The 16,993-nt window shown below is 60.8% G+C and carries 15 protein-coding genes; 1 reads left to right on the plus strand and 14 read right to left on the minus strand.

The window, feature by feature from the left end:
- Positions 1-4: 4 nt before the first annotated feature.
- The 13 genes from QYE47_RS10220 to QYE47_RS10280 form a co-directional block, all read right to left on the minus strand.
- Positions 5-3,067 (minus strand): type IV secretion system protein IcmB/DotO, encoded by a 3,063-nt coding sequence (locus QYE47_RS10220; protein WP_019438927.1) that lies wholly within the window; start codon positions 3,065-3,067, stop codon positions 5-7.
- A 63-nt stretch (positions 3,068-3,130) separates the two neighbouring features.
- A complete protein-coding gene (locus tag QYE47_RS10225; protein WP_014592470.1) occupies positions 3,131-3,877 on the minus strand; it encodes an HNH endonuclease in 747 nt (248 codons plus the stop codon).
- A gap of 73 nt (positions 3,878-3,950) precedes the next feature.
- On the minus strand, positions 3,951-4,331 hold the full coding sequence (locus QYE47_RS10230) for a hypothetical protein (protein WP_014592471.1): 381 nt from the start codon (positions 4,329-4,331) through the stop codon (positions 3,951-3,953).
- Between the two features lie 37 nt (positions 4,332-4,368).
- Entirely contained in the window at positions 4,369-4,953 is a 585-nt protein-coding gene (locus QYE47_RS10235) for a hypothetical protein (RefSeq protein ID WP_014592472.1), read from the minus strand.
- A 15-nt stretch (positions 4,954-4,968) separates the two neighbouring features.
- A complete protein-coding gene (locus QYE47_RS10240) occupies positions 4,969-5,592 on the minus strand; it encodes a hypothetical protein (RefSeq protein ID WP_014592473.1) in 624 nt (207 codons plus the stop codon).
- Between the two features lie 10 nt (positions 5,593-5,602).
- The gene (locus tag QYE47_RS10245; RefSeq protein WP_014592474.1) at positions 5,603-7,030 is read right to left on the minus strand and encodes a DotG/IcmE/VirB10 family protein; all 1,428 of its coding nucleotides are present in this window, start codon (positions 7,028-7,030) and stop codon (positions 5,603-5,605) included.
- A complete protein-coding gene (locus tag QYE47_RS10250; RefSeq protein ID WP_014592475.1) occupies positions 7,027-8,040 on the minus strand; it encodes a DotH/IcmK family type IV secretion protein in 1,014 nt (337 codons plus the stop codon). The genes QYE47_RS10245 and QYE47_RS10250 overlap by 4 nt, the downstream gene beginning before the upstream one ends.
- 2 nt (positions 8,041-8,042) lie before the next feature.
- A complete protein-coding gene (locus QYE47_RS10255; protein ID WP_070384377.1) occupies positions 8,043-8,807 on the minus strand; it encodes a DotI/IcmL family type IV secretion protein in 765 nt (254 codons plus the stop codon).
- The gene (locus QYE47_RS10260; protein WP_070384378.1) at positions 8,797-9,063 is read right to left on the minus strand and encodes a hypothetical protein; all 267 of its coding nucleotides are present in this window, start codon (positions 9,061-9,063) and stop codon (positions 8,797-8,799) included. The genes QYE47_RS10255 and QYE47_RS10260 overlap by 11 nt, the downstream gene beginning before the upstream one ends.
- A gap of 568 nt (positions 9,064-9,631) precedes the next feature.
- On the minus strand, positions 9,632-9,940 hold the full coding sequence (locus QYE47_RS10265; protein ID WP_155766720.1) for a hypothetical protein: 309 nt from the start codon (positions 9,938-9,940) through the stop codon (positions 9,632-9,634).
- Between the two features lie 42 nt (positions 9,941-9,982).
- On the minus strand, positions 9,983-11,374 hold the full coding sequence (locus tag QYE47_RS10270; RefSeq protein WP_070384379.1) for an amino acid permease: 1,392 nt from the start codon (positions 11,372-11,374) through the stop codon (positions 9,983-9,985).
- A 764-nt stretch (positions 11,375-12,138) separates the two neighbouring features.
- A complete protein-coding gene (gudD, locus tag QYE47_RS10275) occupies positions 12,139-13,494 on the minus strand; it encodes a glucarate dehydratase (RefSeq protein WP_019438920.1) in 1,356 nt (451 codons plus the stop codon).
- A 19-nt stretch (positions 13,495-13,513) separates the two neighbouring features.
- Positions 13,514-14,866, minus strand: coding sequence for an MFS transporter (locus QYE47_RS10280; protein WP_070384380.1), 1,353 nt, complete (start codon positions 14,864-14,866; stop codon positions 13,514-13,516).
- Positions 14,867-15,125: 259 nt separating this feature from the next.
- Here QYE47_RS10280 and QYE47_RS10285 point away from each other — a divergent pair, with 259 nt between their 5' ends.
- Entirely contained in the window at positions 15,126-15,827 is a 702-nt protein-coding gene (locus QYE47_RS10285; protein ID WP_003249857.1) for a FadR/GntR family transcriptional regulator, read from the plus strand.
- Positions 15,828-15,915: 88 nt separating this feature from the next.
- Here the strand turns inward: QYE47_RS10285 and QYE47_RS10290 are convergent, their stop codons facing one another.
- Positions 15,916-16,926, minus strand: coding sequence for an NAD(P)-dependent alcohol dehydrogenase (locus QYE47_RS10290; protein ID WP_014592480.1), 1,011 nt, complete (start codon positions 16,924-16,926; stop codon positions 15,916-15,918).
- Between the last annotated feature and the right edge of the window lie 67 nt (positions 16,927-16,993).

The following is a 16,993-nucleotide window of genomic DNA, read 5'->3' on the forward strand; positions in this document are numbered from 1 at the left end:
TCCCTCACACTACGTCTTCGAATGCACTGGCGCTGATGTAGTCAGCCACCAGGTCTTTGGCGATCCGCGCGATCACCGACTGCTCCATGTCGTCATCGACGAACTCGACGTCCTTGAACGTCTCTCGCTTCAAGCGTTCGACCATGTCTTTGCACCCCCCTGAAGGGAAGCGCCGGGCCAGCAGGGCCAGCGCATCGGGGCGCGGCATGTGCTCGTAGAGCATGGTGCGCAGCTTGCGGTCCTCGGCGGTCGTGGTCAGTGCCCACAGGCGCATCGGCCCGGCAGACATGGTGAACAGCTGGCTGTAGGTGGCATTCTTGGTCTCGAAGCGGGCCAGGAAGGTACAGCCATGCTTGTTCGCACCGTGCACGAAGTTGACCAGCGCATGCTCTTCGGTGTCAGACAGGCCGATGTTCTTCCGCAACCAGTCGCGGGTTTCCTTGGTGCCCGAGTCGAGGATGAAGGTGGCCGTGGCGATCTTGGTCAGCTGGCCGAAGTCTTCCATCAACTGCGAAGCCAGAATGATCTCCATGTTCCACTTACGGGCCTCGCGGCCATCGGTCTGCATCTGCTCCTGCAAGCCCACGTGGCCACCAGTCTTGTGGAATTCGTCCATGCACATGACCTTGTATTCATCCACCAGGTCGGCCACCAGGCGCTCGTAGAACGGCAGGTACTTCTCGGTGAAGAACGGGAAGTCCTCCTTCGAGAATGCCACCTTCTTCATGAAACACTGGCGGGCGATCATGTACATCAAGGCAGTCTGCTTCTTCGCCGAAGCAGAGCCCTGCAGCGCCACGTCCTGCAGGTCGAGGGCAACGATGCGGGCACTGCCGACGTCGAAACGGGTGTGGTCGGCGAACACCGGGAAGTCGCCGACCGCCTCGCGAATGCCGAGAATGAACGCATCGACCAGGCTGCGCCCTACCTCACCGGAGCCTTCGTACTCGGCACGCACCTCTTCGGTGGATGCCACCGCCACCAGGTCGTTGAGGGTAGGCACCGCATAGCGCTGGGTGACTTCCGCTTCGTACACCATGCCGGCATCGAACATTGCATCGACCAGTTCCCAGTAGGTGGTGGCCGGCAGAATGCGGAAGCCCAGCGCCGCCACGGCGCCGTCGACCACGTCGTTGTGCCCGGGCTTGTAGGTTTCCGGGCTGGCCCTCTCGATCTTGTCGTCCTTGCGCCGGTAGGCCAGGTCAACCATGCGGCCGACGAAGTTGCTCATCCCTTCATAGGGCTTTTCGCGTTCGGGCGGCGTCACCAGGATAGTGAGAAAGTTCTTGTTGAACTCGCGGTCCTTCGGCAGCGGGTAACGCTGGCCAAGCGGAGTGTCCAGTGGGTTGATGCAGTCCTTGCGAGCGTTCTGCAAACGTTTGTACACCACCAGGTGATGCAGCCGTGGTGGCAGGTTGTCGCGCACCAGGTCGCAGAAACCGGACGAAGAAATACCGATGTCGGTGATGCCGATGTAGGGCAACCCGGTCAGGCCCGGCATCAGGCACGATTCGAAGTGGTTGTTGTTCATCAACACCGACTTGCCCGAGCCTGGCTTGCCTGCAATCAGGGTGATCCAGGTGGTCTGCTGCGAGGAAAAACGCTGGTACTTGAGGATCTTGCCATCCAGGCTGCGGTAGATGGTCGACCCTTCCTGGAACGGCGAAGCTGGCCGGGTCAGCGGCAGCATGGCCACGGCATCGCCCAGCGGCGCAGCGGCCGGGTCGCCCAGGTGCTTGGTGGTCAGGGCCAGACAGTTGGACTGAAACGCCTGCATCGGGTTACCGGTACGTTCGATGAACACGGGCTGGCCCCAGGCTTCCAGGGTGCGCCAAAGCTTCGACTTGCGCAGCGCCAGTTCCTTCACGCCCTTTTCGTCCGGGCTGGCCCAGGTCATCGCGGCCACTTGCAGCTTGACCATGCATTCACCGTCACGCACGCGCTCGCGCAGTTCCTTGGTGGCGAGGTTGATGTTGCGGTTCTGCTCGGAGGTGACCGACAGCAGCTGGGCGAACAGGCTCTTCCAGGCCAGCACACTCATGCCGTCGGAGGACAGCATGATCGACACCGAATACGGCAAAGCGCGCGACACACCGTTCTCTTGCGTTTCCGCGCGGTTGAGGCTGTTGAACAGGGTGTTGAAGTATTGCGGCTCTGCCGGTGGAATCGACATCAACAACGGCGCATACACGCGCGAGCCAACCCGCACACTGGTAGGATCCGGCAGCAGACTGGTGCGCTCGCCACTGCCGATTTCAGCCGAAGTGACCATGATTTGGCTGGGCAGCGTGGGGTACATGAACTCCGACATGTCGCCATTGCGCTTGCTGGTCTTCCAGCGCATGGGAATGGCGCTACCCGGAATATAGGGCTTCCAGGTACGCGGCGTGATGTCGGGGTTTACCTTCGCACGGATGGCGCGGATCGCTTCACTGACGTCGAGCACATCCGCCGAGCAACCGAACTCAGGGGACGTCAGGTCTTCGGAAATCTTGGTGACAAAGGAAAGGTGGCGGTCCTTGAGGTAGGAAATAGGCCGCAGCAGGTTCTGCGCTTCGGCGGTGGCCGGCCACTCCGATTCCTTCCTGAACTCGTTCAGCGCCTCGCGCGCCATCGACCTTTCGGTCTGGTCGAGCAGCGCGGGCCGCGACCAGAACACCAGGTAGCATTCTTCGTCATACACATACTGAGCGTACTTGCTGACACCTTCGTTGATCAGGTGCCGCACGTTGAGGTTCAGCCGCTCGGCGGTTGCTGCCTGCTGCAAGGCGTTCTGCTCCAGCGGCGCGGTCGCATCCAGGTCGCGGCTGAAGACAATCTGCAGGTGGTGGCCGCGTACCTTGAAGTACACCGAGAGCGACGCTTCCAGCAGGCTGACCAGGCGTTCGAACTGTTCGCGCCCAAGCACGCTCTTGGTGCCGTTGAAGCGCACGATGGAAGCCAGCGAACCGTCGTTTGCGACGATGGCCTGCCCGCCATCGACCGTTTCCAGGTCGCAATAGTCCTGCACGTCTGCCTTGAGCTGGCTCAGCACCGTCAGGATCACCGCCTCGAGTTTGTTAAACATTTCCTTGTTCTCCCTTGCCAACGCTCTCAACGGCGAGACTGAGCAGCAGTACGAGCGGCTGCATCAAGCAAAATTCTTCAGTAACTGGCCGGTCAATGCCGACCAGTTAGCTGGCAAAAACACCGCACGGTTATTGGCCGCGTAGTATTCGAGTTGTCCATCTTTGAACGCGCTTTTGGTTGGGAACAGCCGTAACGGCGCCAACCATTCAGCGCGCTTGCTAAATTCTTCATCGCTGACAAGTTGCTTGCTCGCGAGGGTTTCCGCCACGCCAAGCACGGTGATGACTTCGCCACCGAATATTTCTTTCAGCGTGTCATTACCACGAAACTTGAAAGCCGCCAGCAGGCTGGCCAGCTTTTCATTGGCCGCCACGTCATCGAGCAACTCATTAACGTAGATACAGCGGGCAATGTTATTGATCTCGGTTTGCGTCAGTTCCTGCACGGCGACGAAAAAGCCGGTGTCATTCATGGCGCAGGCGCCAAGATGATGAACCTGACGACACAGGTTGCAGGCGGTGATCAGGTTTTCCTTGGTGCAGTTGTCGGCATTGCCGTCCAGTGCATGAAGTTCCTGAAACTTTGCAGACTTGAACCCGCAAAAGCGGCAGGTGTAATTGTCGCGCTGCCACACCGAAGTGCGAAGTTTGCTGTTTTCATCGCTGAACAGTTTGCGCTGGTCATCGTCCGAGCGCCACAGCGGCCGACGCACGCCAAATACCGGCTGGTTGGCAGTTCGACTGAGATAGCCACTCGACAACGTGGGCACAGTGTTTGCCCCGCGTTCAGAAGCGTTTGTTTCGCTCACGTCCGAATATTCCCGAAACTGTTCTTGAGGTGCGGGGCATGACGCCCCGCAATAGGTTCAGCGGCGTGCAGCGTTAGTTGACCAAAGTGTTGCGCATGATCCACATCACGGTACCGACACCCGCCATCAGGCCGCCGATGAACAGGCCGACAATCGCCGACATCGGCTTCTCACGCTCATCCTTGGAGGCTTTCCACAGGGTGTACAGGGAGATGGCAACAACTACGAAACCACCAACCGACACCAACGAGATCAGCAGCGTGGCGCCGCCCTGAGCAGTGTCGTCGATGTTGCTCATGACATCACTGGCCGTCTTGCCACCCGACTTGTCCTGGGTCAGGTCGGTTTTGTCGATGGCAAAAGCCGACGGTGCCGCCAGGGCCCCGATAACAGCGGTAGTTGCACGAACCTTGGCCGAATCGTATGCAGCTTTCAGAGTTTTGAGTGCTTTCATAAGTGACGCTCCTTATATTTCATGTTTCGAAAAGCCGTTACGACCACGGCGTGAAGAGGCCAACCAGATTGAATCCGATTGTGTTATTGAGTACATCGCTGAACCATTTGAAGTTCCATGCCAGGACGCCGCCGATGATCCAGCCGCTGGCGGTGCCGAGGCCGGCTTGAGTTTGATTGTTGTAATAACCGTTTACCGTCAACCAACCTTTCACCATGGCGATAAAGCCGACAACCTGCATGATGCCCAGCAGGGCCAGGGTTGCCAGTTGTGCCTGCTCTTGCAAAGTCGTCCCGGTCGAGGAATAGGACAACATGCGCGAATTGGCATAATCCCCGGTCAGGGTTCGCGACATGATGCCCATCCACTCCAGCGTACCGATCGCCAGCAAGATAGAGCCGATCACCAATTGCACACAGGCAGAGCCGACAGAAAAACGCTGTCTTCCGGCCACATATTTCAATGCGTTGTCATGGGTCACGCCCCACAACTCGATCAACGCCGCACCGGTCAGATAGAGGCCGATAAGCACGGCAATACCCTGGCACATCATGATCGCTGTCGGGATGACCTTCCCGATATTGACCATTACATCTACTAGATCGGCAAATCCGGCCGCCATGACAACGTCCCTGTTTTAAAGAGCGGGTGAAGTAACCACGATGCCGCTGTCGCGATCGACGGCAAGCACTTTCAATTCGCGCTGCACCGGTGGCAACGGGTCGCCGGCCTTGACGCTGTCTTCGCTATCGCCATTTTTCACCCAGGCCCGGTGCCCGACCACCGCCTGCACCTTGTAGCCCGAGGACTGCGGGATCGGGTGAGCGCGCCTGGTGTATCCTTGCGAGGCAACGGGCGCCGGCTCCCGACGCGGTGGCTTGATCACCTCCACGCGCTGACGGCTGTCTTCGTAGAACTGCATGCGCTGCTGCAGGCCGGACAGGTTGTTATCCAGGGCCTTTATCTGGCTCAACAGCAGTTGAGTATTGCGCTGCGATTCCTCGCGCACGATCTTCAGCTGTTTTTCGCTGTTTTCCTGGGCCTGCAGCGCCGCCTGCGCCTGCTCCCGGGACTTGGCCAGCTCGATGCTCAGCACATCCATGCGTGGCTGTTGCGCCAATTGTGCCTGGGACTGCGGGATGCGCCTGGCCTTGGCCGCTGGCGACGAGGTCGCCTTGATCACGACCACGGCGAGCACAATGAGCGCCAGGAAGCTGCCGGCAAAAACGCCAATGAGTTTTCCGAACGACCAGTTCTTCATGTCGAACTCCTTATCGAGATTGATCGTGAACGTCTTGCAGGAAGAACAGGCCAAAGCCTTTGTTCGCAGGAGTTGCGTAGGTGGCCGGGCGGTTGAAGCCGCGGCGCACTTCGCCGGCGATGGCGGTGCCCATTTCACCGACCGACGAGCCGATCACCTGCTTGGTCGAGGGCTCGGTAGTGGTCTGTGCCACAACGCCACTCGGGCTGATGACAGTGGTACCCGCTGTCTGCTGGTAAGCCCGACCGTAGCCGGACAACAGCGAGGCGGCACCCAGGGCGAAATAGCGCTCCATGGTGTGGTGGTCCTTGGTCTCGGCAATGCCCTGCTTGGCATCATCCTCGCGCAATGCCACAGCGCTGATGCGCATGGTCGGACGAGGGTCGTTGACCGGTGGCGCAAGAATGGTGAACTTCACGCGAATGTTGTCGGGCGCCTGCTCGATCTTGCCGATCAGCTTGGAACCGTTCCACTTGCCGCCTCGAATGGTCGCCAGCACGTCACCACCATCATCGGTGTTGACCTCGGCATCGAGCGTGGCGTACATGATGGTACCGGTCTTGATCAGCATCGCCCGGTCGGTGTCACCCACGGCCTCGATGGCATTGGGGTCCTTGTCCTTGGCAGCCCGTACTGCGGGGCCTGTGACACTGCCGCCAGCGCGCTCGGTCGGGTAGTAGCTGACGGTGCTGAAGCTGCTTCTCTCAGCGAAGCCCTTGGCACTTTCAGACTCGCCCATCAGTTGCTTGATCGACTTCAGCGTTTCGCTTTTCAGCTCGCTGACGTACTGGTCGCGCTGCTCCTCGGCCTTTTTCAGCTCCTCCTCCAGACGCCGGCGCTCCTGCTCCTGGGACTGGGCGCTGGCCACACCAGGCCGCTGTGAAACCTGGGCTGAGTCACGAGGCGGCATACCCGCCCCGATGTAAATCTCGGGCGAACGCTGATTGCCGTCATTGTAAGGCTGCCCAGGCACGTTGAACTGCGCGCCCTGGCCACGAGCCAGATCCCGCCCGGTGGACTGCACGATGTTCGGATCGAAGCCAGGCTGATAGGACATCCCGCGCTCGGCAGCCTGTTCGGCCTCCAACATGCTGCGCTGCGCACGGCGCTCTGCTTCGGCCTTGGTAATAGGGTCGATCGACACTTCAGGTTGCGGCGCATTCGGCACGTCCACCGTGGACGCCTTGCCCGCAGGCGCATCCTTCGAAGACATGCCGTTGTAGGCCAGGGCGCCCAGCGCCAGCACGACCAACCCGGCAGCAATCAGCGAGACCTTGCCGACACCGGAACCGAACACCGCCTGCAAGTTGCGCTGCATCTCATCGGACTTGCGCGCCTTCCTCTCCTGCGGGCCAGCCGGCCCGTCGCGGTCGGCTACCAGGTGCTCGTCCTCTTCATCGAAGCCCGAGTCGTTCGGCGGCATGTTGTTATCACTCATTGCAGATTCCCTTGCTCGATGAAGACGGTTACGGCTTGCCCGCCAGTCGTGAACGTGACGCTGTTCTGCAGGCCCGCATAGCGATACACCGCCACACCGGTGGTGCTTCGCGCTGCGTTGGTGTAGGCCGGATATTGCGCATCAGCCTTGGCTTTCACGTACATGTTCGGGCCATAGCTCCAGGCCTCGACGCCCTCCAGCCCGGTCACCTTCAGGCGGTTGGCATCTTTCGGCGGCACACCATCCAGGAAGTAGGTCAGCGCATCGTCGATCGACGGCATCCGCAACATCGCCACACTCGCTGTCGCATCCGGGTTGCGCCCCGGCACCTTGGCATCAACACGCATGTCCACTTCTTCCTGGCCGGCGGCCAGGATCAGGATGATCGGCGTGGCCAGGCCGCGCAGGGTGACGGTGACGTTGCCGTAGGCCGCCGCTGTGGCGGGGTCCAGGGTGAGGATGTTGGTCGGTGCGGCAGTACCGTTCTGACCGTTCTGCCCACCTCGCTCGCGACCGTCGCTGAACAGCTCGCGGTTGATCGACACGTTCTGGATCATCCACGGCTGCCCGGCATAGTCGGAGAACACGATCGATGACTGCTGGCCCTTACTCAGGCGAACGATGGGGGGCGATACCCCCGGGTCGAGGTTGAGTGCCAACGTGCGGGTCACCGGCTTGGCCGGGCTGACATAGGCGGTGGCCTTCTGCTTTTCCCGCTCCAGCCACAGCTGCTTGATCAACTCGACTTGCGACGATGTCAGCTGCGAGTCCTGCACGTCGTTGACCGTGTCACTGATGACATCCTCCGGGCGCGGATAGACCACTTGAGCAGCGCTGGATACCTGCCGGCCCAGGCCATTCATCGGCGGCTGGGGCGGAGCCTCGCTTCCTTGCGCCGCGTCAACCTGCCCTGCGCCACCCTCGGCAGCGGGCGCAGTTGGCGCCTCGTTGGCAAATGCAGGCAAAGCGATAGCGCTCGCAAGCAACGATGCGATCAGATGCTTCTTCATGGTCACTTCCTTGAGGTGTACGGCGACAGCTGAACAGAATCGACGGCAATGCCTTTGATGTTGGTGGCCGAGGCGGGGATCTGGACGATGGTCACGGCGGCGAGGAAGTCCTGGCGCGAGCGCGCCTGCTGGTCACCGCCGACATAGAATTCGATGGCAATCGGTACCTGCACCAGCCAGTAGTTCTGCCCGCTGGCCAGCACACCAGCCTCTTCGACCTGGGCAACCTGGGTGGCCATGGCGCGCAGGATCATCCGCCCCTTGAGCACGCGCTCCAGGTTGCCGGAATCGTCCAGGGTCTTCAGGAAAGCCTTGCGCCCCTCGTCGGTGTACCAGCGGGCGCCCGCAGAATTGAGGTTGGAGCGGTAGTTCACATAGTCGTAGGAGTACGAATTGACCACGGCATCCTTGGCATACTCGGCAAGGGTGGCCGGGGTTACGCGCGGATTGCTCTCGGTCGAGACTTCACAGATCGCGTGATTGTCAGTGGTCGGGATCCAGCGGTACTTCGGGTACCAGAACACCACCGCAGCGATGGTGACGCCAAATACGCAAGTCAGCGCCAACAGTTGGCCCCATACGCGCTTGTTGCGGCGCTTGAGATCGAGGCATTCCAGCTGCAGGCGCTTGACTTCACGCACGGTGGCCGCTGCTTCACCCGGCGTTTCATCCAGCGCCAGCTCCAGCAGTTTCTCTTCGTCCGTGCCCCGCCGAGTCTCCTGCGCTTTGCCACCAGGGGTTCCGTGTTGGGTTTCCTTACTCGACATTGCGGATTTCCCCTGTCGTTCCGTCGTAGATGCAAATCGAGTCGGTTCCGTCATAGAACACGACATTTTCAAAGTTGGTTTGAGTCACCAGCCAGATGGCAGCAACCGCAACAAACGGCAGCAGGCCTATGCACGCCCACTCGCCAACATTCAGCAACACGCCAAGCAAGCGGTTGTAGCGTCGCAGCGCGCGAACATCCACGTCCTGCCCTGCACCGCTGCCCCATGACGTAATGATAGACCCCAGCTCATCCATATCTCGCTCCATGCGGCGGCATTTTCATCCAAAACTTAGAAAGCTGCAACAGCGAAATTTTGACAGATTGAGATAATACCTGCAATCCGCGACGCATTTTGACACGCCAGCACCCGAGCCTTTGACGCTAAATTGGCCAGATCACGCGAGCGCCCAGCCAAACAAAACCCTGCCCAAAACAGGGCTTTTATCCAATAAATGCTAATAAAATCAGAATGTTGAGATTGAGCGCCCAGCCACCAGATTCGACTGAGCACTTGAGTACTGCAGGTTTTAAAAAATGAAGGCCTTCAGATTATTATGATGCTATAAACCTGACCATTCAGTCATGTGCAGAGGCCAAACCAGCCTGCTTTGAAAAGCCTTTGAGAAACTGTATAACCCACGAATTTCGTGGCTTACAGGGGCTTTAGAGGGCCATACTTCCAGGTTGGTGACGGGGGGAGTTGCAACACTTCCGCCATAACACTCCTAGAACTTGCTCCAGCCTTCCTCCCTGACCTTCACCGAGGGCCTACACCCACACACCTCGGTTTAAAAACCCTCTTAAATCAAGGGAAGCGGCACTTCAAAAGCGCGTTCTGCCGCTTGGCATGTTGCGCAGCGCAACCGCAGAACCGGCGGATAAAATCCGACCGAGGCGTATAAGCCCAACGCCAGAGTAACGATCCAGCATGGCTAAAACGTGATTTTCCAACAAATACACAATATTCCGCGATAACGGCTTTTTGATATCAAACTGCCAGCACGCCTCACATGTTTGGGTGCCCTGCAAATCGAACGCCGCCGGGGCGGCGCTCGATCTCATGGACGATAAAAACTTGCGACAAACACCCTTCAGCGCCGCCGCTATTTCACGCCCGAAAAAAAAGGGCACCCATCCTCGGGTGCCCTTTGCCTTACAGCCAGGTGAACTGAATCACCCCATCGATCGCGCGCCCACCGGTTGCGCATGGCCCCTCGACGTCACGATCCCCAGGAAGGAAATCACGATCGCCAGGCCCAATGTCGAGCTCACTTCCGCCCGATGCTCAGGCGTGTACATCATCACCGCCAGCGCCCCGGCAATGAAGATGATCACCGCCCAGGTCAGGTACGGGAACAGCCACATGCGGAACTTCAGTTCGGTGTTCTCGCGCTCCAGACGGCGGCGCATGCGCAGTTGGGAGATGGCGATAACCATGTACACCAACAGGGCGATGGCGCCGGAGCTGGCCAGCAGGAACTCGAACACACCCTTCGGTGCGAAGTAGTTGAGGACCGCGATGGCCGCACCGATCAGGGTGCTGCCGAATACTGCAGCACGCGGTACACCGACCTTGGAGGTCTTGTTGAGGAACGCCGGGGCGTCACCGCGCTTGGCCAGCGAAAACATCATCCGCGAAGCGATGTAGATCGACGAGTTCATGCAGCTGGTAACGGCTACCAGAACCACCAGGTCGACCATGAATGCCGCGTTGGGGATGTTCATGATTTCCAGCGCACGCTGGTACGAACCCACCACCGCCAGCTGCGGGTCGCTCCACGGCACCACCGAAATAATCACGAAGATCGACAGGATGTAGAAGGTGCTGATACGCCAGATCACCGAGCGAGTGGCCTTGGCGATGTTGCGCGACGGGTCGCTGGACTCGGACGCGGCGATGGTCACCGCCTCGGTGCCGATGAAGCTGAACATCACGGTGATGAACGCCCCCACCACTGCCGACCAGCCTTTCGGCGCAAAGCCGCCGTATTCGGCCATCAACCCGCTCAACCCACTGACCTCGCGGTTGGGCAGCCAGCCCATCAGCGCGGCGAAGCCCAGGCCGATGAAGCCCAGGATGGCGGTGACCTTGAGGATGGCGAACCAGAACTCGAACTCGCCGTACTTGGCCACGCTGAACAGGTTGGTACCGGCCAGCAGCAACACCGAAGCCAGGGCGAAGATCCAGCTGTCCACCTGCGGGAACCAGGCGTTCAACACATGCCCGGCGGCCAATGCTTCGATAGGAATCACCAGTACCCAGAACCACCAGTACAACCAGCCGATGGTATAGCCGGCCCAGCGGCCAATGGCCTGGTCGGCATAGGTGGAAAACGATCCGGTGTCGGGGTGTGCCACGGCCATTTCGCCGAGCATGCGCATGACCAGTACCACCAGGGTCCCGGCCACGAAATAGGAAATTATGGTTGCTGGCCCGGCTGCCGCGATGGCGTGGCCAGAGCCTACGAAAAGTCCGGCGCCGATAATGCCGGCGATGGACAGCATCGTTACGTGACGTGGCTTGAAACCTTGTGCAAGGTTGCCATCAGATCCCACGGTGTTCATTGATGTTGTTCTCTTTTTGCTGACACAAGGAAGGACGGGCAGGCGTAGGCGAAAAATATCTCCTTTGAAATCAATAAGTCGACACGTTGTTCGCGCGCTGTTGTTGATATTTGGCACGCGTCACAGAGCAAGGTGTCAGTGCGGTTCGGGGTTCATTTAATCCCCGCATGGCTGTGGGGAATTACACGAGAACGCCACGGAACTGTTCGATCACGACAGGGCATTTCCATCAACGCCAGATGTCGTGAATGGCATATCCGATCGCGCCACAGGCCCAAATGGAGCTTTTGTTTTTCATTTGAATGTGTGTTGCCTGTGCCGGCCTTTTCGCGGGTGAACCCGCTCCTACAACGGTACGTGGCGATGCCACCGATTGATGTAGGAGCGGGCTTGCCCGCGAATGCGGTGGCGGGTGCGACGGTGAATGACTGGGGGTATTGGGCGGCAGGTCCGGCCTATTCGCGGGACCCGCTCCTACAAGGGGGCGTGGCGACGGTGCCGATTGATGAATGCGGTGGCGGGTGCGGCGGTGAATGACTGGGGGTATTGGGCGGCAGGTCCGGCCTATTCGCGGGTGAACCCGCTCCTACAACGGTACGTGGCGATGCCACCGATTGAGGAATGCGGTGGTGGCGACGGTGAATGACTGGGGGTATTGGGCGGCAGGTCCGGCCTATTCGCGGGTGAACCCGCTCCTACGACGGTGTGGGGCGACACCACCGGTTGATGTAGGAGCGGGCTTGCCCGCGAAGAGGCCCGCAGCCTCAACGCACCAGGCAAGGCCGTTTGTTATCGAAGCTCCAACCCGGAATCAGGAACTGCATCGCCACGCTGTCATCCCGCGCACCCAGCCCCATGTTGCGGTAGCACTCATGGGCCTTGGCCAGTTGGTCTTCATCCAGTTCCACGCCCAAGCCCGGCCGCGCCGGCACTCGCACATGCCCGTCGACAATGCGCAGCGCCTCACGGGTCAGGCGCTGGCCATCCTGCCAGATCCAGTGGGTGTCGATCGCCGTGATCTCACCCGGCGCCGCAGCCGCCACCTGGGTGAACATCGCCAGCGAAATGTCGAAGTGGTTATTGGAATGAGAACCCCAGGTCAGCCCCCAGTCGTTGCACATCTGCGCCACCCGTACCGAACCCTGCAAGGTCCAGAAGTGCGGGTCGGCCAGCGGAATGTCCACCGACTGTAACTGAATGGCATGCCCCATCTGTCGCCAGTCAGTAGCGATCATGTTGGTCGCGGTGGGCAGGCCGGTGGCGCGGCGGAACTCGGCCATCACCTCGCGGCCCGAATAACCGTTCTCGGCGCCGCACGGGTCTTCGGCGTAGGCCAGTACATCGTGCTTGTCGCGGCACAGGGCGATGGCCTCCTTCAGCGACCACGCGCCATTGGGGTCGAGCGTGATGCGCGCTTCGGGGAAGCGTTCGGCCAGCGCTGTCACAGCCTCCATCTCTTCTTCACCGCGCAGCACGCCGCCCTTGAGCTTGAAATCGCTGAAGCCATAGCGCGCCTTGGCGGCCTCGGCCAGCCGCACCACTGCTGCCGGGGTCAGGGCCTTTTCATGGCGCAGGCGAAACCAGTCGTCATCGCTGTCGGCTTCGTTGCGGTAGGCCAGGTCGGTCTGCTGGCGGTCGCCGATGTAGAACAGATAGCCGAGCATCTTCACCGCATCACGTTGCTGGCCCTCGCCCAGCAATGCTGCCATCGGCACATTCAGGTGCTGGCCGAGCAGGTCGAGCAATGCCGACTCAATGGCCGTCACCGCATGCACGGTGATGCGCAGGTCGAAGGTCTGCAGACCGCGGCCCGCCGAGTCACGGTTGGCGAAGGTCTGGCGCATGGCATTGAGCACACGCTGGTAATGGCCGATCGGTTGGCCGACAACCAGGCTGCGGGCGTCCTCCAGGGTCTGGCGAATCTTCTCGCCACCGGGCACTTCACCCAGGCCAGTATTGCCGGCGCTGTCGCGCAGCACCACCACGTTGCGGGTGAAGAACGGGCCATGGGCGCCACTGAGGTTGAGCAGCATGCTGTCATGGCCGGCCACGGGGACCACGCGCAGGTCGGTGACCACCGGGGTGCTGGCATGTACGGCGGGATTGGTCTGCATATTCATGGTTGTTGTCTCGCAGTCATCAGTGGGTCTGGCCCAAGGCCGAAGGGGCCTTGAGGTCATCGGAAGGGACGCCCTTGGGGCGAGTGCGTACGAAGAAGATGGCAATCGCCGCCAGCACCGAGGTCACCGCCAGGCCGTACAGCCCGCCCTGGATCGAGCCAGTCTGCTGCTCCAGCAAGCCGAAGGTGGTGGGGGCAACGAAGCCGCCGAGGTTGCCGACCGAGTTGATCAGGGCAATCACCGCCGCAGCGATGCGGGCGTCCAGGTAGCCCTGGGGGATTGGCCAGAACAGTGACGACGCTGACTTGAAGCCGATCGCGGCGAAGCACACGGCGACGAAGGCGAACACCGGCCCACCCGTGGTGGACATGAACATGCCCGTGGCAGCGACCAGCAGGGCGCCCGCCACCCAGGCCTGCTGGAACTTCCAGCGAGCGGAACCGGCGGCGAAGGCGTACATGGCCAGGATCGAGATCAGCCAAGGGATCGAGTTGAAGAAACCGACCTGCATGTCACTGAGGTCGCCCATCCGCTTGATGATGCTGGGCAGCCAGAAGGTGGCGGCATAGATGGTCAGCTGGATACAGAAGTAGATCAGGCAGAACAGCACGATCTGGCGGTCCTTGAGCAGGCTCCAGGCCGACGGCCTGACCGCGCCGATGGCCTCACGCGCTTGCTGCTCGCGGTCGATGGTGGCGACCAGCGCGTCCTGCTCGGCCTTGCTCAGCCACTTGGCGTCCTGCGGCTTGGAGTCGAGCCAGAAGAACACAAAGAAGCACAGCGCCACCGAGGCCATGCCTTCAATGAACAGCATCCACTGCCAACCATGCAGGCCCAGGCCCTGGATCTGCATCAACGCCCCGGCCAGCGGCCCGGAAATCAACGAAGCCAGGGCCGAGCCACTGAGGAAGATGGCAATGGCCTTGCCGCGCTCTGCCGCCGGCAGCCAGCGGGTGAAGTAGTAGATCACGCCAGGAAAGAAGCCTGCTTCGGCCACCCCAAGCAGAAAACGCAACACGTAGAACTGGGTTTCGTTCTGCACGAAGGCCATGGCCGTGGCCACCAGCCCCCAGGTGAACATGATACGGGTCAGCCACAGCCGGGCACCGACCTTTTGCAGCAGCATGTTCGAAGGTACTTCGAACAACGCGTAACCGATAAAGAACAGCCCGGCACCAAAGCCATAGGCCGCAGCGCTGATGCCCAGGTCGCTTTCCAGGTGCGGGCGGACGAAGCCAATGTTGACGCGGTCAAGGTAGTTGACGATGAACATGATGACGAACAGCGGCAGGACGTGGCGCTTGACCTTGGCCACGGCACTGGCCAACGCGTCGCCTTCATGCCGGGCAGACGGAGCGAGGGTGTCGTTCACTTGCGGATCTCCCACTAATTGTTTTTGTGCGGGTCGGGTTGTCTGACATGGCAGTGGGGAGGAGCTTATTCGCAGCGAGGTTGTACGACAAGATCATTAACGTCGGCAAAATAGCAAAATACAAGCTGTCACAATGCTAATTTGATCCTAACGTGCAAAAACAGATCAATTACATGCTGAATTGGATGCGCGAAAAATCGGCAGAAAATTTTTCTATCGATTAACTTGTCGTACAAGCAAATCAAGAAGCGGATCCCACATGGAACCCGAACACGCGCGCAAACGCGGCCATAGCCGTGCCCATGACCTGGTTTCCAGCCTGACCCAGCAGATTCTGCTGGGCACCTTCAAACCAGGCGACAAACTGCCTTCGGAAAACACCTTGGTGCGCGAGCACGGGGTCAGCCGCACGGTGGTTCGCGAAGCCTTGTCGAAGCTGCAGGCCTCTGGGCTGGTGGAGCCGCGCCACGGGATCGGTACGTTCGTGATGGAGCGCCAGGCCCAGGCCGGGCTGCGCGTTGCGGCGGAGAGCGCGGCGAATGTGCGCGATCTGCTGGAGCTGCGTATTGGCCTTGAGGGCCAGGCTGCCGCGCTGGCCGCACTGCGTCGTGATGAGGGGCAACTGGCGCGCATGCGCCAGGCGCTGGATGACTATCAGGACCTGGCCGCTGCCGGCGACAGCTGCATCGAAGCCGACCGGCGCTTTCACCTGCTGATTGCCGAGGCCACCGGCAATCTGTATTTCACCGAGATGCTGCTGCAACTGGGTAACGGCCTGATACCGCGCAACCGCATGGCCCTGGCCGAGCGCGCGGGGGCCAAGCTGGCGCGGCAAGCGTACCTGGCCAACCTGGAGCATGAGGCGATCCTCAATGCCATCCGCCGACAAGACCCGGATGCCGCACGGGCGGCAGTGTGCCTGCACCTGTCCAACAGCCGAGACCGGCTACTGCCGGACTGACTGTCAGGCAGTGCAAGGCCTCGGGCTTGATGCTACGAACAGAGTGGCGTGCAGGGTGGCCGTTACATACAGCTACCCTGCCCTCACTTCACCAGGTCAGGCAGATCTTGCCGAAATGCCGGTTGCTCTCCTGGTAACGGAACGCCTCGACGATCTGTTCCAGTTCGAAATGCTTGTCCACCACCGGCCGCAGGCCGTTGGCATCAATCGCACGCACCATCGCCTGCTGCTGCGCTCGGCTGCCAACCAGCACCCCTTGCAGCCGAATCTGCCGCACCAGCGCCTGCACCAGCGGCAACTGCCCGGCCACCCCGGTAAGGATGCCGATCAGCGAAACATGCCCGCCAATGCGCGCAGCAATCATCGACTGCTCCAGTGTCGCCGGGCCGCCCACTTCAATCACATGATCGACACCGCGGTTGCCAGTCAGCTCGCGCACCTTCTCACCCCAGGCCGGGGTGCTCTTGTAGTTGATCAGGTGGTCGGCACCCAGGGCCTTCAGGCGCTCCAGCTTGGCATCGCTGGACGAGGTGGCGATCACGGTCGCGCCCGCCAGCTTGGCGAACTGCAGGGCGAAAATCGACACACCGCCGGTACCCTGCACCAGCACCGTGTCGCCGGGCTTGAGGTGATCATCGCTCATCAGCGCCCGCCAGGCGGTAAGGCCGGCGGTGGTCAGGGTGGCAGCCTCGGCATGGCTGAAACCCTGGGGTGCCAGGGTGAAGGCGGTGGTGCGGGCAGTCACCTGCTCGCGGGCGTAGCCATCGATGCCGTCGCCGGGCACTCGGGCAAAGCCCTCGACATTGGCCTGGCCATCGAGCCAGTCCGGGAAGAAGGTGCTGACCACATTGTCGCCGACCTGGAACTCAGTGACGCCATCCCCCACCGCAACCACCTCGCCGGCGCCATCGGCCATGGGGATGCGTCGCTCGCTCGGGCCCCACATGCCGCTGACCACGGCGAAATCGTGGTAGTTGAGGGAACTGGCGTGCAGGCGCACGGTAATCTCGCCGGCCTGGGGGGCCTGGGCCTCGCAGGTGCCGACCTGGACCTTGTCGTAGCCGCCGCCGGGTTGTACGTAGATGGCCTTGCTGCTCATGGGTGGGTCTCCGTATCAGAGCAAAGAATGGGGTTCAGCATAGACAGATCCGGCCCTTTCGCGGGCA

Origin of the sequence: Pseudomonas sp. 2,4-D, from assembly GCF_030418155.1 — a bacterium.
In the GTDB taxonomy this organism is placed as follows: domain Bacteria; phylum Pseudomonadota; class Gammaproteobacteria; order Pseudomonadales; family Pseudomonadaceae; genus Aquipseudomonas; species Aquipseudomonas alloputida.